An 18,676-nucleotide genomic window follows, 5' to 3' on the forward strand; every position below is an offset into this window, starting at 1 on the left:
GATCTATGCTCACGGCCATGGCTAACCGTCAACTACAGGAGCCGACCCGGCTCGTGCTCACCGCGCTCGCCGATGCCCCGCGGCACGGCTACGCGATCGTCCAGGAAGTCCTGGCCATCTCCGACGGCCGGACCAAGCTGCTCACCGGCACCCTCTACACCGCACTGGACCGGCTCCTCCAGCAGGGGCTGATCCGGATCGACCACGAGGAGGTCGTCGGTGGCCGGATGCGGCGCACCTTCGCCCTCACCGAGGACGGCCGGGACGTCCTGGGCGCGGAGACGGAACGGCTGCGGGCCGGAGTCGTCGAGGCCGAGCGCAGGCTCGCGCTCGGGCGGGGGCCGCGCCTGGGGGCGCTCCGGCTGAGCGGCGGTGCGGCATGACCGCGCAGCAGGCCGGGGCGCTGCCCGGCAGGCTCCCGCTGATCGGCATCTACCCCGCCGCCTACCGGGCCTCGCACGGCGAGGAGATCGCCGCCGTCTTCGCCGAGTCCGTCGAGGGCGCCGACCGGCGAACGGTGCTGCGCGAGTGGGTCACCCTGGCCGCGCACGCCGCCCGGCTGCGGACCCGGCTCAGCTCCGGAGACCCCGCGGGCCGGGCGCTCGCCGGCGCCGCGCCGTTCCTGCTGGCCGGCGGGGCGGCGCTGGCCTTCGTCCAGCTGCTGATGGGCCTCTTCATCACGGAGCCGCACTCCGAACTGATGGGCCTGCACACCACGGCCGCGACCGCGGTGGGTGTGGTCCAGACCGTCCCCTGGCTCCTCGCGCTGCTCGGCGCCGGCCTCGGGCACTGGGGCGCCGCCCGTGTCCTGGTGCTGGTCGGCGTCCTCGTCCGGATCGGCGCAGCGGTCGGCTATTTCGTTCACCCGGCCGGGGTGCTCTTCCTGTCCCTCTACCAGCTGCCCCTCTGGCTCCTGCTCGGGGTGCCGCTGCTCGTCGCCCCGCCCGACGGCGTCGACCAGCGGGTCCGCGCCCGGGTCGGGACGGTCGTCGCGGCGGGCGCCATCGTGCTGCCGATGAGCGCGCTCGTCCTCGCCTGGCCCTGGCGCGAGTTGGAGGACTACTCCATGATCGTCTTCCCGCGCAGCACCCAGATGCTGCTCGACGCGTCGTCGGCCTGGCCCGCCGTGGTGATGGCGATCGCCTTCTCCGTCCACTTCGCCGCCCGCCGGCCCGACCGGCCGCGCGCCGTCGGCGTGGCGCTGGCCGCCCTCCCCTGGGCGGTCATGCTCCCCGCGCCCTACTACTGGACGCTGCCGCGCAACCTCGCCGACCTCGGGCGCAACCTCGCGGTCGTGGTCGGCCTGCTGGCCGTCGCCGCCACCCTCGCCGCGCTCGGCCGCACCCTGGCCGCCTCCCGGAACGCGGAGCCGGTCGAGCCGGCCTGACCGCGCAGGCGGCGCCCCGAACCGACCGGCGGCGTCGGGCCGGCCGGTCCGAGGATCCCCGAGTCCCTTCTTCCGGAAGGGGCTCGGGGATCCTTCGTCGACGGCGCGGCGGCCCGGCGCGGCGTGGCGGCCCGGCCGGTGTGGCGTGGATCACGGCAACGGGTGGCGGCGGCGGGACAGGAGCTGGTGTGGAGAATTCGATACGCGCCCGGGTGCGCGCTGGGGACGCGGCGGCGTTCGGGCTGGTCTTCGAGGACCACGCCCAGGCGGTGTACCGGCACGCCGTGCGGATGACCGGGGACTGGGCCGTCGCCGAGGACGTGGTCTCGCTGACGTTCCTGGAGGCGTGGCGGCTGCGCGCGCGGGTCGATCCCGAGGGGGAGAGCCTGCGGCCGTGGCTGCTGGGGATCGCGGGCAACGTCATCCGCAACACCCGCCGGGCCGCGCGGCGCCACCAGCGGGCGCTGGCCAAGCTGCCGCCGCGCGAGGCGATGCCGGACTTCGCCGGGGAGCTGGCGGGTCGGATCGCCGACGCCGAGGAGCTGGCCGCCGCGAAGGCGGCGCTGGAACGGCTGCGGCCGGCGGAGCGCGAGGTGTTCGCGCTGTGCGTGTGGGAGGGCCTGGACCACGCGGCCGTCGCCGAGGCGCTGGGCCGGCCGGTGGGGACGATCCGCTCGCGGTTGTCGCGGGCCCGGGCCCGGCTGCGGGAGTTGACGGCGAAGGAGCTCGCCGCGTCACGGTCCGCGCGGCCGGGAAGTGGTGCGCAACGCCCGGGCGCCGGCGGACAGGTAGCAGGTGACCGCGACCTCGCGGTCCGGCCGTACGAGGAGACGACCCGATGAACGCCACCCCCCGGGACCGGTCCGAGCAGACCGAGCGGGAGGAACTGGTCCGGCTGCTGCCGGCCCCGGCGGCCCCGGAGCTCCCCCCGGGCCGCCACCTCCTGCTGAAGGAACACCTGATGGACACCGTCACCGACAACTCCCGGCGCACGGCCCGGCGGCGCAGCCTGGCGCTGCGCCTGGCCCTCCCGGCGGGCCTGGCCGTCGCCCTGACCGGCGCCCTCCTCGCCACGGGCCCCGGCCGCCACACCCCGGACGCCGGGCGCCAGGACGCCCGGCACCAGGACGCCCAACACCCGGACGTCCAGCACCCGGCCGACGGCACCGGCCACGAGCTGGGCCGGGTCGACAACGCCGCGTACACCCTCGAAGGCGGCGACGACCTCGTCAAACTCACCATCCTGGAGCAGTACAAGCCGGTCGACCCGGACCAACTGCAGCGCGACCTGGACCGGTTCGGGATCCCCGCCCGGGTCTACGCCGGCCAGCCCGGCTGCCGCGCCCCCGAGCCGGAGGCCCCGGACAACCAGGAGGGCCAGGGCAGTTGGGACATGCGGACGGAGGGCGCCGGTCCGATCGTCCTCACCGTCCGCCCCCACGCCGTCCCGGCCGGCCTCAAGCTCTTCATCTACCTGCCCTTCGCCGGGACCGACCCCGCCCACAGCTCGCGCGAGATGCACACCGGCCTCATGCGGAGCCCGGGCCCGGCCTGCATGCCGTCCAAGGTCTACTTCAACCCCCTGGCGAGCCTGATCCCGACCCCGCCGCACTGAGCGGCTGACGGCGGCGGCTGACGGCTGACGGCCGGCGGGTTCGCGGCGGCGGTAGCGGTAGCGGTAGCCGGCGGAGGCAGGCGATGGCGGGGGTGTCCGCCCGGGGCCTGCCGGGGGAGGTGTCGCCGGTCGGGTGCGGGGCGGCGGTCCGGAATGCGCCGGCGCGGTGCGCTGGAGGACGCACGGGGCGCGGGGGCCGCAGCTGGGGGAAGCGCTGTGCACCGCTTGACCGGGGGGCGCCGGGGAGGGCGAGGGGCGCCGGGGAAGGGGGCGCCGGGGGCGCCCTGGGAGAGGGGCGCCGGGGAGGGCGGGGCGGATCAGGTGGTCGAGCCTCTTCGGAGGTGGTGGAGGCAGTCGGCGATCTCGGCGGGGGTGGAGGGTCCGAGGGCGTCGGCGAGGCGGCCGTGGTGGAGGAAGACGACGCTGTCCGCGCACGCGGCGGCTTCCGGGTCGGTGGTGACGAGGACCGCCGTGAGGTCGAGGGCGCGGACCGCGCGGCGGAGTGAGGCGCCGATGGCGCGGGCGAGTTCGGGCGAGTCGTCGTGGCCGGGGGTGTCGACCAGCAGCAGGCGCGGGGAGCCGGCCAGCAGCCGGGCCAGCATGGCGTTGTGCTGCTGGACCCGGCCCAGCCTCCGCAGCGGCCGCCGCCAGAGCCACAGTCGGGTGACCCGACTGATCTGCCAGGCCTGGCGGCGGCCGAGTGCGGAAACGCCCGGATCGACGAATTCACGAACCGTCACATTCGGGTGGACGGGCTCGTGTTGGCCCCAGAGTGCGCCGACGGAGCCCCGTTCGCCGTCGGCCCAGTGGACCGTTCCGGTGGACGGGGTGGTGACGCCGGCCATGCACTCCAGGAGTGCCGTGGTGCTGGCGCGTTCGTCTCCCATGACGGCACAGAAGCGGCCTTTTCGTACGCCGAGCGAGAACTCGCGCAGGACCGCTGTGGGACCGTTCGTGCCCGGGTGGATTTTCGACACGTTTTCCAGCGTGACGGCACAGTCTGGGGCGGCTTCCCGCTCAGCTGGTCCACCTCCCATCATGAATCCGCTCCCAGGCTTCCGTAAATGATGCGTGCGGCGACAAGGCATCGTGCTTGCATGCCCAGAACCTACTCGCTCGTAATGGGTTTAGGCCATGCTGCCCGCATCCGTATGTATGGTGCACTTTCCTAGACCATCCGTGTCAGATCGAGATCACTCCTAGCAGCGTGTTGCGGGTTCGTTACTTCGGGAATCGTCGGTATAGGGCGAATTGTCAGACCAGTGGATCCCCACGAAGAAGAGCCCCGCCCAGGGGGGTCAGGGTGTGGTGCACTTTGTTGAGCGAGCGCAGGGTGGTGATAAGTCCGGCCGCCCGCAGGACGGCGGTGTGCTGGCTCGCGGCGGCGGTGGAGATGCCCACCAGCTCGCCGACCTCGGTGGTGGTGCAGGTGGTCGTCAACACCTGGAGGACGGCCGCCCGGGTGCGCCCCAGCAGGGCCCCCAGGGCCTGGTCGCCGTCGGGCGCCGGGTCCCACAGGTTCTCCCGGTCGCGGGGGACGGGGATCGGGTAGAGCAGCAGCAGGGGCCGGTCGCCCTGCTGTTCGACCAGGATCGGAGACCGGGAGAACAGGAACAACGACGGCGCTATCTCCAGGCCGGTCGACTCCAGTTTGATGTCGTGCCCCGTCCCGGGGACCTCCAGCACCGGGGGGCGCCAGCGGATCGCCGGGTGCAGGGTGCTGAGCAACTGGTCGACGCCGCCGCTCATCATGATCTGGGCCCGGGCGTTCCGGTCGACCTCGAGCAGGGTCGACACCTGGCTCCAGTAGGGCTCCACGGCGATCCGGTGGAACGTCTCCAGATCACGCAGAACCCGCGGTCGGAATTCGTTCCCGGATCCGGCCGCGGAGGAGTTTTCGAGAATTCGGTAGAGATCCGGAAAAGGTCGTACGGTGCGGGCGAGTTCGGCCAGTGCCCGGCCGTCCCGCTCACCCGCGACCCGTCGTCGCCAGGAATGGAAGACGGGGCCTCCGCCGCCCGTCGCGAAGGTTTCGAGGGCGCACAGCGCCTCTCGCATCGGATCCAGATGAGCGGCCGACGACACTTTGGCCAGACTCGCCGGACTGAAGAATATGCGTCGCATTGCTGTTTTCCCCCTTGAAGTTCCGATGCTGTCGCGATCGGAGGTCATCGGTCTCAGGCCGGCATCGCTGCCGCTTCGATCACGCCCTCGGTCGCACAGTTCGGTCCGTCGGGGAGAATGGGGTAGAAGAGGGTGGGCCCGTCGGCAATGGTGTGGTCGTCCACCAGGACCGGGGAATCGGGTGCCAGGAAGTAGGACGGCGCAATGGTCAGCCCGACCTCCTCCAGTTGCACGTCCTCGTTCTGTCCGGGTATCTCCAGCGAGCAGGTGGAGAGCCGGACGGTCGGGTGAAGGGTGCTCAGCAGGCTGCGCGCGCCGCAGTCCTGGAGGATTTCCAGTCGCTTCTTCCGGTCGCTCTGGACGGTGAGGGAGATCACGTCCCAGTGCGGGGCGACCATGATGCGGTAGAAGGACTCCAGGTCCCGGAGCAGGCGCAGGTCGGCGCTGTTCCCGGAGTGGCGGGCGCGCCGGACCATGATGTCCATGTCGGGGAACGGGCGGATGGTCCGGGCGAGTTCGACGAGCCGCTGGGTGGACCCGAGCCGGTGGGTGGGACCCAGCCGACGGGCCGGCCCCACGGGGCGGGTCTTATGCCATCGGAGCCGGCGTTTCGCCTGGCGGTGCCGGGAAGAGAGCAGGTCCAGGGCGAAGAGTGATTCGCTGACCCAGTCCGGGGTCGGCATGATACGCGTTCTCAACAGGCTTGCCGACGTGAAGTGCAGACGTGGCACGAGTCCCCCATGAATGCCGTTGATGTAGGCGGGTCGGGAGCCGGGATCCACGGTGAGGTGGATGGTCGATCGCGCGTGACCGCATCTTCGACATGGCCATGCCCGTTCCCGTACCGACTACGCTACGTGGCGCTTTAGGGGGGTGACAGTCGAGTCTTCGCCAGTTCGAAGGTGCAGTTCTCTGCACCTGATCCGGATAGCGGACTCGACTCGGTTCGACCGCCCTCTGACGGGTCGTGTAACCCTTGGGGCGGGTGGGATGAGAGGGGTCTGTGGGGCCGAAGTTGCGCCGGACGTGGGTCCGCGCTCTCGGCCTACCTGCCAAGAGCGCGGAAGTTCCTCGGGCGCGGATTCGATCTGCTCGTCAGATCGTGATAAGCACGTTGATCAGAACGCCAACGGCGACGACCGCGAGGACGACCCAGGGCCACATCGGACGTTCCTTAGTGGGCTTCCAGCCACTCGAATCGGGCATGACTGCTCCTGGCTTGTATTGGTACGGGGAGATTTACGGCCGGGCCCCCCGGAAGACGGGGGACCCAACGAGGGGCCCGGCCAAGGGAATCGGTGGGGGAACTGTTAGTTCCCTGTTCACCGATTCCGGTCTGTGGTCACCGTGCGCGCTCTGGGAGGCTCAACGGTGACGCTGGTTCGGAAGCCCAGTCATCACGGGTAGTCGTGGTGGTCGAGGCAGGTCTGGCGCAGTTCCTTGATGCGGTCGTTCTGCTCGCCGATGTAACCGACCACGGTGCGCACCGCACCCTTCTCACGGATGTCGGCGTTGCGCATCTTGTCGGCGGTCGACTGGATCGCATTGCGGAGCTTGTCGTCCCCGGCCTGCTTGGCCAGCCCGTCGAGCTCGTCGGCCCGGTCGCGCATCTTCTTGCGGGCCTCCTCCACGTTGTCCGGGAACGGATCCGTGAAGGTCTTGCCGAAGATCTTCGCACACAGCTCGATCCGGTCGGCGGCCTTGGTACTGACCTGGCAGGCGGACGTTCCGGCGCCGACCAGGAGGACGGCGGCCAGGGTCAGCACGACCGTCCTGCTCCGCCGGCGTCCGGGTTCGGCCCCGTGGCTCCTGCGCATCGGGTACATGCTTCCTCCCTGGGTCCCGTGGGATCCGGTGATCTTCTGTCCGTCGTCCCGGCGTTGGTTCCGCCTTCGATGACTCCATCCTGAACCCGGGCGCCGCCGATTTCATGGGGGCTTACTTCCGATCCGAGGTGCAGTTCTCTGCACCTTTCTTCGTGCACGTGATCGCCTGTGCTGGGCGTTTTCGCACCGGCTTAAAGACGTGGTGGGCGGTGGGTGGCGCCATGGAGGCTGAGGTCCGTACGGCCGGACGGCATGCGGTGGCCGGGGTTCCGCCCCAGGGTCGTGGTGCACGGACAGCGCAGGGGAGAGAGGGACGACGATGGGCCCAGCACGGACACTCGCGGAGAAGCTGTGGGAGCGCCACGTCGTGGCGTCCCGGCCCGGCGGACCGGACCTCCTCTACATCGACCTCCACCTCACCCACGAGGCCACCTCCCCGCAGGCCTTCGACGGGCTGCGGCTGGCCGGCCGCAGCGTCCGGCGGCCGGGGCTGACCCTGGCGCTGGAGGACCACAACGTCGCCACCACGGCGACCGCGGTGCCCGACCCGGTCAGCCTGGTCCAGCTGGACACGCTGCGCCGCAACTGCGCCGAACAGGGCGTCGAGCTCTACTCGGTCGGTCACCGGCGGCAGGGGATCGTGCACGTCGTCGGACCCGAACTCGGCCTGGTGCAGCCCGGCATGACGATCGTCTGCGGGGACAGCCACACCGCCACGCACGGCGCGTTCGGCGCGCTCGCCTTCGGCATCGGCACCAGCGACGTGGAGCACGTCCTGGCCACCCAGTGCCTGGAGATCGGCCGGCCGCGCACCCTGGCCGTCGAGTTCACCGGCCAACTCCCCCCGGAGGTCGGGGCGAAGGAGATGATCCTCGCGCTGATCGCCCGGATCGGGGCCAACGGGGCGCAGGGCCACCTCATCGAGTACCGGGGCGACGCGGTGCGCGGGCTCTCCATGGAGGCCCGGATGACGCTCTGCAACATGAGCATCGAGGCCGGCGCCCGGGCCGGGATCGTCGCACCCGACGAGACCACCCTGGAGTACCTGCGCGGCCGCCCGCACGCCCCCGCCGGGGCGGACTGGGACGCCGCCGTCGCCGACTGGGCCACCCTGGCCACCGACCCCGGCGCCGTGTTCGACCGCACGGTCGTGCTCGACGTGGGCGGGCTCACCCCGCTCGTCACCTGGGGCACCAACCCCGCCCAGACCGTGCCGCTCGCCGCCGCCGTGCCCGACCCGCAGACCTTCACCGACCCGCTCGAACGCGCCTCGGCGCAGAAGGCGTTGGCCTACATGGGCCTGCGGCCCGGGACGTCGATGCGGGACCTCGCGATCGACGTCGTCTTCGTCGGCTCCTGCACCAACGGCCGGATCGAGGACCTCCGCTCCGCGGCCGGGGTGCTGCGCGGGCGCACCGTCGCCGACGGCACCCGGATGCTGGTCGTCCCCGGCTCGATGCAGGTGCGGGCCGAGGCCGAGGCGGAGGGGCTGCACGAGGTCTTCGCGGCCGCCGGCGCCGAGTGGCGGCTGCCCGGTTGCTCGATGTGCCTGGGGATGAACACCGACCGTCTTGAGGGTGTCGAGCGCTGCGCCTCCACCTCGAACCGTAACTTCGAAGGCCGCCAAGGGGCGCGGGCCCGCACCCACCTGGTGTCGCCCGCGGTCGCCGCCGCGACGGCGGTGGCCGGGCGGCTCGCTGCCCCGGCCGACCTGGCCTGACAGCGCCGGCCCGGCCGGAGAGAGGACAGCTGAGTATGGAACCCTTCGTCGAGCACCACGGTCGCGCGGTCGCCCTGCGCCGCGACGACGTCGACACCGACCAGATCCTGCCCGCGGAGTACTGCAAGCGGGTCACCAAGAGCGGCTACGAGGACGCGCTGTTCGCCCGCTGGCGCGCCGAGGACGGCTTCGTCCTGGAGCAGCCGCGCCACGCGGGCGCGACGGTCCTGCTGGCCGGCCGGGACTTCGGCATCGGCAGCTCCCGCGAGCACGCCGTCTGGGCGCTGCGCGACTGGGGGTTCCGCGCCGTCGTCGCCACCGGCTTCGGCGACATCTTCCGCCGCAACGCCCTCAACAACGGCCTCGTCCCGGTCGACCTGCCGACCCCCGTGGTCGAGGAGCTGATGGACCTCGCGGAGTCCGCCGAGGGCCTGCGGCTCACCGTGGACCTGCGGGCCGGCCTGCTGCGCCGGCCGGGCGGCGAGCACCCGTTCACGGTCGACGCGCGGGCCCGGGCCCGGCTGCTCGAAGGGCAGGACGTGATCGCGGAGACCCTGCTCAGGAGCGGGGACATCGAGGCGTACGAGGCGGGCCGCCCGTCCTGGCTGCCCGAGATCCCGCGCGGCGCGTTCGACCGGGCCGAACAGCGGCTCCGGGGCGAAGCGCCGCTCCAGACCGAACAGCGGCTCCGGACCGACGCCGCGGGAGTGAGCCGATGAGCGCCACCACGCACCATGACACCCCGGCCCGCCGCGCCCTGGGCGCCGAGCGGGTGGGCCAACTGCCCGGCGGGGGGCTGGCCTCGCTGCTGCTGGAGGGGCTGCCCCCGAACACCGTGGACCTGGCGGTGGGCACCCCGGCCTACCCCGACACGCCGCCCGGGCTGGTCGAGGCGGCGGTCACCGCGCTGCGCGCCGGCGTCCACCAGTACCAGGACCCGGCCGGGCTGGCACTGCTGCGCGAGCGGATCGCCGCGTCCCTGCCCGGCGCCCCGGACCCGGGCTCCGAGATCACCGTCACCGTCGGCGGCAGCGAGGGGCTGGCCGTCGCCCTGCTCTCGTTCGTCGACCCCGGCGACGAGGTGATCGTGTTCGAGCCCTTCTACGAGAACTTCCTCAGCGCCATCGCCCTCACCGGCGCCCGCCCGCGCCCGGTCCGGCTGCGGGAGCCCGGCTGGAGCGTCGACCCGGACGAGCTGGCCGCGGCCTTCGGACCGCGCACCCGCGCCGTCATCGTGAACAGCCCGGCCAACCCGACCGGCGTCGTCCTGGAGCGCGGCACCCTCGACCTGCTCGCCGAGCTGTGCCGGCGCTGGGGCGCCGTGGTGATCTCGGACGAGGTGTACGCCGGGTACGTCTACGAGTCGGCCGGCTACCGCTCGGTCGCCGAGATCGAGGGCCTGGCCGACCGGTCCGTGGTGGTCGGCAGCCTCTCCAAGAGCCATGCGATCAGCGGCTGGCGGCTCGGCTTCCTGCGCGCGGCGCCGGAGCTCACCGCCCTGCTGCGCAAGGTGCACGTGGCCACCACCGGCGGCGCGGCGGCCGCGCTCCAGCACGCCGCGGCCGACGCGGACCTGCTGCTGCCGGAGCGCTGGGACCACGCGGCGGGGATGCGGGAGCGGCGCGACCGGACGGTGGCGCTGCTGCGGGACGCCGGCTTCGACTTCACGCCCCCGGCCGGCGGCTGCTACGTGCTGGCCCGGATCGACGGGCTGACCGACGAGCCCAGCCCGCGCTTCGTCCGCACGCTGCTCGCCGAGACCGGTGTGCTGGTGGCGCCGGGCACCTCGTTCTTCGTCGATCCGGCCGATGGCGAGCGCTACGTCCGGATCGCCTTCAACCGTCCACTCCAGACCCTCGACACCGCTGCCGAGCGGCTTCGCGCCCGCAGCCCGCAGAAGGGAGTCACTCCGTGACAACCGCCATCAGCATCTCGACCGAAGCGCGGCACGACGGACTGGTCCTCGGGATCACCGCCGAGACCGCGGGCAACCGGCTGGTCGACCTCGGCAAGGAGCAGGGGGAGTTCATCCGCCGGCGGATCACCGAGCACGGCGCCGTCGTGCTCAGCGGCTTCGACTGGCAGGAGTGGCCGGAGCTGGACACCTTCGTCAACGCCGTCGTCGGCCGGCCGCTCGACTACACCGAGCGCTCCTCGCCGCGCACCGAGCTGCACCCCGGGGTGTTCACGGCCACCGACCACCCGGCGACCGAGGAGATCTTCCTCCACACCGAGCAGTCGTACAACCTGAACGTCCCGCGCTACCTGTTCTTCTTCTGCCGCCAGGAGTCGCCGGACGGCGGCGCCAGCCTGCTGGCCGACTGCCGCGCCCTGCACGCCGGGCTGCCCCGGGAGACCGCCGAGCGGTTCGAGCGCGAGGGCTACCTGCTCGTCCGCAACTTCCGCCCCGGCCTGGGCCTCTCCTGGCAGGAGGCGTTCGGCACCAGCGACCCGGACGAGGTCAAGGCCTACTGCGACGCCAACAGCATCGAGCTGGAGTGGCTGGAACGCAACCATCTGAGGACACGTCAGCTCCGCTGGGCCGTCTCCACCCACCCGGAGACCGGCGTCCGCTCCTGGTTCAACCACCTGACCTTCTTCCACGCCCGCACCCTGCGCGAGGACGTCGCCGACTTCCTGCTGGAGGAGTACGGCCCGTGGGGGATGCCCACCAACACCTTCTACGCGGACGGCAGCGAGATCCCGGACGAGGTCGTCCGGCAGCTCCAGGCCGCCTACCGGGCGCAGCAGATCGACGTCAACGTGCACACCGGTGAGGTCCTGATCGTGGACAACATCAGCGTGGCGCACGGGCGGGCCCCCTTCGTGCCGCCGCGCGACCTGTTCGTGAGCATGGCCGGGGCGCACGCGTGGTCCGAACTCCGCCCGGTGGAGCGGACGTCGGCGCCCGCGGTGGCGCTGCCGACCCCGCCGCAGTGACCTCGGGCAGTACGACGGCCGATGCCGCCGTGGCCGCCGAGCCGGGCCCGCCGCCGCTGTCCCGCAACCGCGAGTACAACGTGCTGTGGACCGCGAACATGGTCTCCCAGCTGGGGGCGCAGGGCACGCTGATCGCGTACCCGCTGCTGGTGCTCGGGCTCGGCGGCTCCGCCTTCGAGGCCTCGCTGGCCGAGTTCGCGATCGCCGGGTCCCGGGCGCTCTCGGCGCTTCCCTCGGGGGCGCTGGCGGACCGGGTCAGCCGCAAGACGCTGATGCTGGTCTCGGAGTTCGGGCGGGCCGTGGCACTGGGCCTGCTCGCGCTGCTGGTGGCGGTCGGGCACGCGCCGCTGGCGGCCATCGTGGTGGTGGCGGTGGTCGAAGGGGTGTGCACCTCGCTGTTCGGCACCGCCGACCAGGCGCTGTTGCCGAGCGTCGTGCCGTCCTCGCAGCTCGCCGACGCCGTCACCCGCAACACCGCCCGCTACTACCTCGCGACCATCGTCGGTCCGGGGATCGGCGGATTCCTGTACGGCGTCCAGCGGTTGCTGCCGTTCGTCGCCCAGGCGGTGACCTCGGCGATCGCCTTCGTCACGCTGCTGTTCCTGCGGCTGCCGGCGCCGGCGCCCGCACCGGCGTCGTCGCCCGAGGACAAGGGCAAGGGCGAGGGCGAGGGCGGGGACGCGGACCGGACCGAGGGGGCGTTGCAGGCGATGGCGTCGGGGCTGCGCTGGCTGCGCGGCAACCCGGCGGTGCGCGCCACCGTGCTGTTCGGCACCGCCTTCAACCTGGTGTTCAGCGGCCTGCTGATCGCCGTGGTGGTGATGGCCCAGCAGGACGGGCGGTCCGGTGCCGAGGTCGGCGCCATCGGCGCCCTGGTCGGCGCGGGCGGCGTGTCGGGTGCGCTGGCGGCCGGGCGGCTGCGCCGCTCGCTCTCGCCGTTCACGGCGCTCATGGTGCTGACCTGGGCCACCGCCGTGCTGGTGCCGCTGCTCGCGGTGGTGCCGACCGGCTGGCCGGCCGGGCTGGTGCTGGGGGCCGCCGCGTTCCTCGCACCCACCGCCACCGCCCTGGTGGCGGGTCATCAGATGATGGTCACCCCCGATGAGATGCGCGGCCGGCTGGCCGGCCTGATCGGGGTCTCGATGGGCGCGGGCGCGGCGCTCGGCCCGCTGCTGTGCGGGCTGCTGCTGGAGACCGTGCACGCCGTGCCCACCGTCCTGAGCTGTGCGGCGGCGTTCCTGCTGATCGCACTCGGCGTGGCCGTCACCCCCGCGGTCCGCGCCTTCCCCGCCCTGCCCGACAACCGGTAGCACCCGTCCGGGAGTTGAGGAGGGGGACACGAAAGAGGGGCGGCGCCCGACCGGCGCCGCCCCTCTTTCGTGTGCTTTCCTCCGGGCGTTCAGGCCCGCAGGTAGGTGAGCACGGCGAGCACCCGGCGGTGGCCGCTGTCCGGCGTGGGCATGTTCAGCTTGGCGAAGATGTTGCCGATGTGCTTGTTCACCGAACTCTCCGCGATGAACAGCATCTCGGCGATGGTGCCGTTGTTGCGCCCCTCCGCCATCAGCGCCAGGACCTCGCGCTCGCGCTGGGTCAGCGAGGACAGCGGGTCGTCGCCGGCCCGGCGGACCATCAGCTGCGAGATGACCTCCGGGTCCATCGCGGTGCCGCCGTCGGCGACCCGCTCCAGCGCGAGCAGGAACTCCTCGGCGCGCCCCACCCGGTCCTTCAGCAGGTAGCCGACCCCGGAGGCGCTCTGCGCCAGCAGCTCCGTCGCGTACGCCCGTTCGACGTACTGCGATAGCACCAGGACGGGCAGGTTGGGCAGTTGCTTGCGCGCCTCGACGACGGCCCGCAGGCCCTCGTCCCGGAACGTCGGCGGCAGCCGGACGTCCACCACGGCGACGTCCGGGCGGTGCGCGAGCAGCGCGGGCAGCAGGTCGTCCCCGTTGTCCACCGTGGCGCACACCTCGTGCCCCTCGCTGTTGAGCAGCAGGACCAGCCCCTCACGGAGCAGGGCGTTGTCCTCGGCGATCAGGATCCGCATGGAATCTCCACCTTCAGTACGGTCGGGCCCCCGGGCGGGCTGAACAGGTCGGTGGTGCCGTCGAAGGCGGCGACCCGGCGCCGGAGTCCCAGGATCCCGCTCCCCGTGCCCTCGGTGGCGCCGCCCTTGCCGTCGTCCTCGACCCTGATCGAGATGGCGTCCGACGCGATCCGCAGCCACACCAGCGCGCTGCGCGCCCCGCTGTGCTTCGTGATGTTGGTGAGCGCCTCGGAGATCACGAAGTAGGCGGCGGCCTCGGCGGCGGCGGGCGCGCGGGGCGCCGCGCCGGCCGACTCGTCGATGTCTATCCGGGTCGGGACCCCGCACAGCGCGGTGAGCGCCCGGACGGCGTCGGTCAGCCCGCGGTCGGCGAGCACCGGCGGGTAGATGCCGCGGACGAGGTGGCGCAGCGACTCCAACGCCTGCTCGGCGAGGTTCTGGGCGGCGTCCACCATCTCCGGGACCTGCTCGGGCCGTTGGCCGAGCGCGCGCTTGATCATGCCGAGGCGCAGCGAGACGGCGACGATGCCGGCCTGCGCCCCGTCGTGCAGGTCGCGTTCGATCCGGCGCAGTTCGGCGTCGTGCGCGTCGAGCGCCTCGGCGCGGGTCACCGAGAGTTCGCGGACCCGCTGCGCGAGCGCGACCCGGGGGCGGGCGGTCAGCAGCCGGCGGGACATCCGGGCGTGCACGAGGGCGAGCCCACGCATCGCGGCCATCGCCACCACGGCGTAGCCGATGCCGATGAACACCGCGACGAAGGACTTCAGCCAGGAGTCGACGTTCATCAGGATGATGGAATTGCGCTCGCCCGACGCGAGCTTCCACCACACCGGTGCGGACAGCCAGTTGAAGGCGTTGCCGCAGATGCTCAGGGCGAAGATGGACAGGGCCGAGCCGACGACGCCGTGGGTGATCAACCAGAGCAGGTCCTTGCGGACGGCCGGGTCGCGCAGGGAGGGCTTGCGGGGGCCGGTGCGGCCGGGCTCCAGGTCGCGGTAGGGCGTGCGGACCTCGGTCTCCAGCAGCCGGCCGACCCACCGGCGGTGGACCTCGGCGTACCTGCGCAGCACCCGCAGTGTCCTGGGCAGCAGCAGGAAGCCCGTTCCGACCAGGCAGAGCGCGAAGATGATGGCGATCAGGTAGAACAGCAGCAGCCCGGCGAGTCCGGTCATCAGGCAGAGCAGGACGTAGCCGGCGGCCGGAGGGAAACGGATCACCGTCTGGCGGACCCACTGCTCGGGTTGTAAGCGTCGCAACTCGGCAATGCTGGGGGCGCGCACGGCTCCTAAGATCCTCCGAGTCGTCATCCCGATCACCCTACCACCGTCCCAAATGCGGCGGTGGGTGGCACTTTTCTGCACCATCGACTCTCCAGTTCGTGCCCTGGTTCCGCACCTGCTCCAGGACTTACCTTCGTGAACGTCAAGTAGTGCGTGCGAGTGGTGGAGGCCGGAAGTGAGCAGAAAGGGACGCGGAGCGCGGACGGAGGAGTTCCAGGGCGCGGCCGCGGAGGAGGAGTACGCGGCGCCGCCGCGACCGGACGGCAGTGCCGCGCTGGACGCTCACTGGGTCGTCCGCCTCGACGGGGTCCGGAAGACGTACGGCAAGGGTGCCGGGGCCGTGCACGCGCTGCGCGATCTGTCCCTCGCCTTCGCCCGGGGCACCTTCACCGCGGTGATGGGTCCGTCCGGGGCGGGCAAGAGCACCTTCCTGCACTGCGCCGCCGGGCTGGACCGCCCGGACGCCGGCTCGGTGGTGCTCGGCGGTACCGAGCTGGCGCAGCTCAGCGAGGTCGATCTGACCATCATGCGCCGGGAGCGGGTCGGCTTCATCTTCCAGGCGTACAACCTGATGGCGGCGTTGACCGTCGCGGACAACATCACCCTGCCGCTGATGCTGGCCGGCCGCCAGCCGGACAACCAGTGGTTGCAGCAGGTCGTGACGCAGGTGGGTCTCGCCGACCGGATGAGCCACCGGCCCTCGGAGCTGTCCGGCGGCCAGCAGCAGCGGGTGGCCATCGCCCGGGCGCTGGCGGCGCGGCCCGAGGTGGTGTTCGCGGACGAGCCGACCGGCGCGCTGGACACCCGCACCGCCAAGCAGGTGCTGACGCTGCTGCGCGAGGTCGTGGACACCCTCGGGCAGACGGTCATCATGGTGACCCACGACCCGATCGCCGCCTCCTACGCGCACCGCGTGGTGTTCCTCGCGGACGGGAGCTACGCGGAGGAGATGACGCACCCCACTCCGGACCGGGTGGCCGAGCGCATGACCCGGCTGGGGGAGTGGTGAGACGTGTTCAGGCTCGTCGTACAGACCGTCAAGGAGCGTAAGGCCGGGTTCGTCGGGGCGTTCGTCGCCCTGTTCGGCGCGTCCGTGCTCGTCACGGCCTTCGGAATCATCCTGCAGTCCGGCATCGGCAACGGGGTGCCGGTCCAGCGCTACTCCGGCGCTGCGGTCGTGGTCGGCGGTCAGAAGCACTTCACGGTCCACGAGGCCAAGAAGAGCAAGTCCAAGGACCTCAAGGACGCCGTCGGCGTCCCGATCGACCTGGTCGACAAGGTCGCCAGGACCGAGGGCGTCGACAAGGCCGTCCCGGTGCTCACCTTCCCCGCGCAGGTCGTCTCCAACGACGGCGAGGAGCTGGTCAAGGGCGCCGACGACCGGACGTCCAACGGCACCAACTGGGGCGCGGCAGCGCTCGGCCCGTACGACCGCAACGGCGACGAGCCGAAGCGGGCGGGCGAGGTGGTGCTGGAGAAGTCCGTCGCCGACCACCGCAAGGTGAAGGTGGGCGACAGCGTCAAGATCGCCTCCACCCGGGACGCCAGCTCGTACAAGATCGTCGGCATCGTCACCTACAAGGGCGGCGGCGGGGCGCTGCGCACCCCGCCGGTGTTCTTCTCCGACGACGAGGCGCGCACCCTGTTCGGCCGCACCGACCAGGTCAGCGCCATCGGCGTGCTGGCGCCCAAGGACACCAACGCCGGCAAGCTCGGCGACCGGATCGACAAGGCGCTCAAGGGCTCCGCGATCGACGTCTACACCGGTGACGGGCGCAGCAGCGTCGAGAACCCGGACGTGGCCTCGGCCCGGGGCAGCCTGAAGGAGCTGGCGGGCTCGCTCGGCGGCACCGTCGTGCTGATCACCATGATGGTGGTGGGCAGCACCCTGGCGCTCAGCGTGCACCAGCGGCGGCGCGAGCTGGCGCTGCTGCGCGCGGTCGGCGCGACGCCCAAGCAGATCCACAAGATGATCTCGGGCGAGGCCCTGGTGATCTCGCTGGTGGCCTCGATCCTGGGCTGCTTCCCCGGCATGTTGGCCGCCGGGGTGCTGCGCGGGGCGCTCGGTGCGATCGGCATCCTGCCGGACGACTTCGAGTTCTCCTACGGCCCGATCCCGGCGATCGCCGCGGTCGGCATCGGTGTGATCGCCGCGCAGGTGGCGGCGTTCGCGGTGGCCCGCCGGGTGGTGTCGATCCGGCCGGTGGAGGCGCTCAGCGAGGCCCAGACCGAGCAGCCGGGCATCGGCGGCGCCCGGGTGGCCATCGGCATCCTGCTGTTCGTCCTCGGCTTCTGCGCGTCGCTGCTGCCGCTGTTCTTCGGCAGCATCTTCGCGGTGGCCGCGGCCGGCAGCGGCGGCCTGATCATGGTGATCGCGATCCTCATGCTGGCCCCGCCGGTGGTGGCGAAGGCGACCAGGCTGATGGCCGCGCCGTTCCAACGGCGGTTCGGGACCCTCGGGTTCCTGGCCGTGGCCAACACCCGGGCCAACGCCCGGCGGCTGGCGGCCGGCATCGGCCCGCTGATCCTCGCGATCGGCTTCGCCTCGGTGCAGCTGTTCATCCCGACCACCACGTCGGGTGCGGCCGAGGCGCAGGCGCAGGCGGGCGTGGTCGCCGACTACACGGTGACCAGCGAGTCCGGCGGCCTGCCGGTCACCGCGCCGAAGTTCATCGCCGGCCTGGACGGGGTGGACGCCGCGGCCGGGACGGTGCGGGTCGACCTGTTCGCCTCGACGAAGATGCTCGGTTCGCCGGAGATCTTCGACTACAAGGCGCAGGGGCTGACCCCGGGCAACCTGAGCCGGGTCGTCGACCTGGACGTCTCCGAGGGCTCCCTGGACAACCTGTCCACGGACACGGTGGCGATCAGCAGCGGGGCCTCGGCCACGCTCGGCGCGGGCGTCGGCGGCCAGATCAAGGTGCACATGCCCGACGGGCAGACGCTGGAGCCGAAGGTGATCGCCGTGTACAAGCGCGGCCTGGGCTTCGGCGACATCACCCTGTCCTACGACACCGTGCTCCAGCACAGTTCGCGCCGGATGTACGACTCGGTGCTGGTGCGGGCCAAGGACGGCGCCGACAAGAAGAAGGTGATCGGCGAGCTCACCGGGCTCAACGACCGCTACCCCGGGGTGCACGTCCAGGACAAGGGCGGCCTGTCCGCCGCCCAGGAGAAGGCCGGCACGGCCAACCTGTTCGGCAGCGCGCTGCCGCTGGTCCTGGTCTTCGGGTACATCGCGGTGGCCGTCGCCAACACCCTGGTGATGACCACGCTGTCCAGAGCACGGGAGTTCGCGCTGCTGAGGCTGGTGGGCGCGACGCCCGAGCAGGTCATGCGGATGATGCGCACCGAGACGCTGATGCTGATCCTGATCGCGGTGGTGGTCGGCAGTCTGGTGCCCATCGTGCCGTTGATGACGGTGAGCATGGGCCTGACCGGGTCCCTGGTTCCGCACATTCCTCCGCTGCTCTACCTGGCGATCGTGGCGGCGACCTCGGCCCTGGCCGCGGCGGCCGTTCTGGTGCCGACCAAGCTCGCCCTGCGCGCCCGCCCGGTGGAGGCCATCGGACTGCGCGAGTAGCTCCGCCCGCACCATTGCCACACCGACCCGCCGATGGGGTCCGCGACCGCGGACCCCATCGGCGTTTTCGGGTTTCCGGGCAGGTCGAACGGCGTTTCGCAGTGCGGCAACCAGGGTCATTCGGCTGCCGCTTAACGACCCTGACCGGCCCCGCCGC

17 protein-coding genes are annotated in these 18,676 nt (G+C 72.1%); 11 read left to right on the top strand and 6 right to left on the bottom strand.

Features of this window, described 5'->3' with window-relative positions; all coding sequences use genetic code 11:
* Positions 1-17 precede the first annotated feature (17 nt).
* The 4 genes from OG556_RS25705 (at position 18) to OG556_RS25720 (ending at position 3,002) form a co-directional block, all read left to right on the top strand.
* The gene (locus OG556_RS25705) at positions 18-383 is read left to right on the top strand and encodes a PadR family transcriptional regulator (protein WP_363585158.1); all 366 of its coding nucleotides are present in this window, start codon (positions 18-20) and stop codon (positions 381-383) included.
* The gene (locus OG556_RS25710; protein ID WP_371519784.1) at positions 380-1,387 is read left to right on the top strand and encodes a hypothetical protein; all 1,008 of its coding nucleotides are present in this window, start codon (positions 380-382) and stop codon (positions 1,385-1,387) included. Before OG556_RS25705 ends, OG556_RS25710 begins: the two co-directional genes overlap by 4 nt.
* 188 nt (positions 1,388-1,575) lie before the next feature.
* Positions 1,576-2,229: an RNA polymerase sigma factor gene (locus OG556_RS25715; RefSeq protein WP_371519787.1), complete on the top strand. Its 654-nt coding sequence runs from the start codon at positions 1,576-1,578 to the stop codon at positions 2,227-2,229.
* Positions 2,226-3,002 (top strand): hypothetical protein, encoded by a 777-nt coding sequence (locus OG556_RS25720; protein ID WP_371519790.1) that lies wholly within the window; start codon positions 2,226-2,228, stop codon positions 3,000-3,002. Before OG556_RS25715 ends, OG556_RS25720 begins: the two co-directional genes overlap by 4 nt.
* Before the next feature lie 317 nt (positions 3,003-3,319).
* On the opposite strand, the gene OG556_RS25725 is transcribed toward OG556_RS25720, so the two are convergent.
* The 4 genes from OG556_RS25725 to OG556_RS25740 form a co-directional block, all read right to left on the bottom strand.
* Positions 3,320-4,090, bottom strand: a complete 771-nt coding sequence (locus OG556_RS25725; protein ID WP_371519792.1) for an ATP-binding cassette domain-containing protein — start codon at positions 4,088-4,090, stop codon at positions 3,320-3,322.
* Positions 4,091-4,256: 166 nt separating this feature from the next.
* Positions 4,257-4,799, bottom strand: a complete 543-nt coding sequence (locus OG556_RS25730; RefSeq protein WP_371519795.1) for an ArsR/SmtB family transcription factor — start codon at positions 4,797-4,799, stop codon at positions 4,257-4,259.
* Positions 4,800-5,179: 380 nt separating this feature from the next.
* Positions 5,180-5,809: a hypothetical protein gene (locus OG556_RS25735; RefSeq protein ID WP_371519797.1), complete on the bottom strand. Its 630-nt coding sequence runs from the start codon at positions 5,807-5,809 to the stop codon at positions 5,180-5,182.
* A 714-nt stretch (positions 5,810-6,523) separates the two neighbouring features.
* Positions 6,524-6,943, bottom strand: coding sequence for a hypothetical protein (locus OG556_RS25740; RefSeq protein WP_363585146.1), 420 nt, complete (start codon positions 6,941-6,943; stop codon positions 6,524-6,526).
* A 328-nt stretch (positions 6,944-7,271) separates the two neighbouring features.
* On the opposite strand from OG556_RS25740, the gene leuC reads away from it, so the two are divergent.
* The 5 genes from leuC to OG556_RS25765 are packed head-to-tail and all read left to right on the top strand — an operon-like array spanning position 7,272 to position 12,922.
* Entirely contained in the window at positions 7,272-8,672 is a 1,401-nt protein-coding gene (gene leuC, locus OG556_RS25745; protein WP_371519800.1) for a 3-isopropylmalate dehydratase large subunit, read from the top strand.
* A gap of 35 nt (positions 8,673-8,707) precedes the next feature.
* Complete coding sequence (gene leuD, locus OG556_RS25750; protein WP_363585142.1) at positions 8,708-9,391, top strand: 3-isopropylmalate dehydratase small subunit; 684 nt, start codon at positions 8,708-8,710, stop codon at positions 9,389-9,391.
* Positions 9,388-10,587: a pyridoxal phosphate-dependent aminotransferase gene (locus OG556_RS25755; protein WP_371519803.1), complete on the top strand. Its 1,200-nt coding sequence runs from the start codon at positions 9,388-9,390 to the stop codon at positions 10,585-10,587. The genes leuD and OG556_RS25755 overlap by 4 nt, the downstream gene beginning before the upstream one ends.
* The gene (locus OG556_RS25760; RefSeq protein WP_371519806.1) at positions 10,584-11,612 is read left to right on the top strand and encodes a TauD/TfdA family dioxygenase; all 1,029 of its coding nucleotides are present in this window, start codon (positions 10,584-10,586) and stop codon (positions 11,610-11,612) included. Before OG556_RS25755 ends, OG556_RS25760 begins: the two co-directional genes overlap by 4 nt.
* Positions 11,609-12,922: an MFS transporter gene (locus OG556_RS25765; RefSeq protein ID WP_371519809.1), complete on the top strand. Its 1,314-nt coding sequence runs from the start codon at positions 11,609-11,611 to the stop codon at positions 12,920-12,922. Before OG556_RS25760 ends, OG556_RS25765 begins: the two co-directional genes overlap by 4 nt.
* Before the next feature lie 89 nt (positions 12,923-13,011).
* Here the strand turns inward: OG556_RS25765 and OG556_RS25770 are convergent, their stop codons facing one another.
* Both OG556_RS25770 and OG556_RS25775 read right to left on the bottom strand, forming a co-directional pair.
* Positions 13,012-13,656, bottom strand: a complete 645-nt coding sequence (locus tag OG556_RS25770) for a response regulator transcription factor (RefSeq protein WP_350880992.1) — start codon at positions 13,654-13,656, stop codon at positions 13,012-13,014.
* Entirely contained in the window at positions 13,644-14,912 is a 1,269-nt protein-coding gene (locus tag OG556_RS25775) for a sensor histidine kinase (RefSeq protein ID WP_371519812.1), read from the bottom strand. The genes OG556_RS25770 and OG556_RS25775 overlap by 13 nt, the downstream gene beginning before the upstream one ends.
* A 298-nt stretch (positions 14,913-15,210) precedes the next feature.
* Between OG556_RS25775 and OG556_RS25780 the strand changes: the two genes are divergently transcribed.
* Together OG556_RS25780 and OG556_RS25785 are read left to right on the top strand one after the other, a co-directional pair.
* Complete coding sequence (locus tag OG556_RS25780; RefSeq protein ID WP_371522893.1) at positions 15,211-15,945, top strand: ABC transporter ATP-binding protein; 735 nt, start codon at positions 15,211-15,213, stop codon at positions 15,943-15,945.
* 3 nt (positions 15,946-15,948) lie between these two features.
* On the top strand, positions 15,949-18,519 hold the full coding sequence (locus OG556_RS25785) for an ABC transporter permease (RefSeq protein WP_371519815.1): 2,571 nt from the start codon (positions 15,949-15,951) through the stop codon (positions 18,517-18,519).
* The last annotated feature ends 157 nt before the right edge of the window (positions 18,520-18,676 follow it).

The organism is Kitasatospora sp. NBC_01300 (assembly GCF_041435235.1).
Classification (GTDB): domain Bacteria; phylum Actinomycetota; class Actinomycetes; order Streptomycetales; family Streptomycetaceae; genus Kitasatospora.

Excerpts from the sequence above, each read along its gene's own strand:
- OG556_RS25705 (WP_363585158.1), top strand. The coding sequence starts at position 18 with ATGGCTAACCGTCAACTACAGGAGCCGACCCGGCTCGTGCTCACCGCG.
- OG556_RS25710 (WP_371519784.1), top strand. The coding sequence starts at position 380 with ATGACCGCGCAGCAGGCCGGGGCGCTGCCCGGCAGGCTCCCGCTGATC.
- OG556_RS25720 (WP_371519790.1), top strand. The coding sequence starts at position 2,226 with ATGAACGCCACCCCCCGGGACCGGTCCGAGCAGACCGAGCGGGAGGAA.
- OG556_RS25725 (WP_371519792.1), bottom strand. The coding sequence starts at position 4,090 with ATGCCTTGTCGCCGCACGCATCATTTACGGAAGCCTGGGAGCGGATTC.
- OG556_RS25735 (WP_371519797.1), bottom strand. The coding sequence starts at position 5,809 with ATGCCGACCCCGGACTGGGTCAGCGAATCACTCTTCGCCCTGGACCTG.
- OG556_RS25740 (WP_363585146.1), bottom strand. The coding sequence starts at position 6,943 with ATGCGCAGGAGCCACGGGGCCGAACCCGGACGCCGGCGGAGCAGGACG.
- leuC (WP_371519800.1), top strand. The coding sequence starts at position 7,272 with ATGGGCCCAGCACGGACACTCGCGGAGAAGCTGTGGGAGCGCCACGTC.
- leuD (WP_363585142.1), top strand. The coding sequence starts at position 8,708 with ATGGAACCCTTCGTCGAGCACCACGGTCGCGCGGTCGCCCTGCGCCGC.
- OG556_RS25755 (WP_371519803.1), top strand. The coding sequence starts at position 9,388 with ATGAGCGCCACCACGCACCATGACACCCCGGCCCGCCGCGCCCTGGGC.
- OG556_RS25770 (WP_350880992.1), bottom strand. The coding sequence starts at position 13,656 with ATGCGGATCCTGATCGCCGAGGACAACGCCCTGCTCCGTGAGGGGCTG.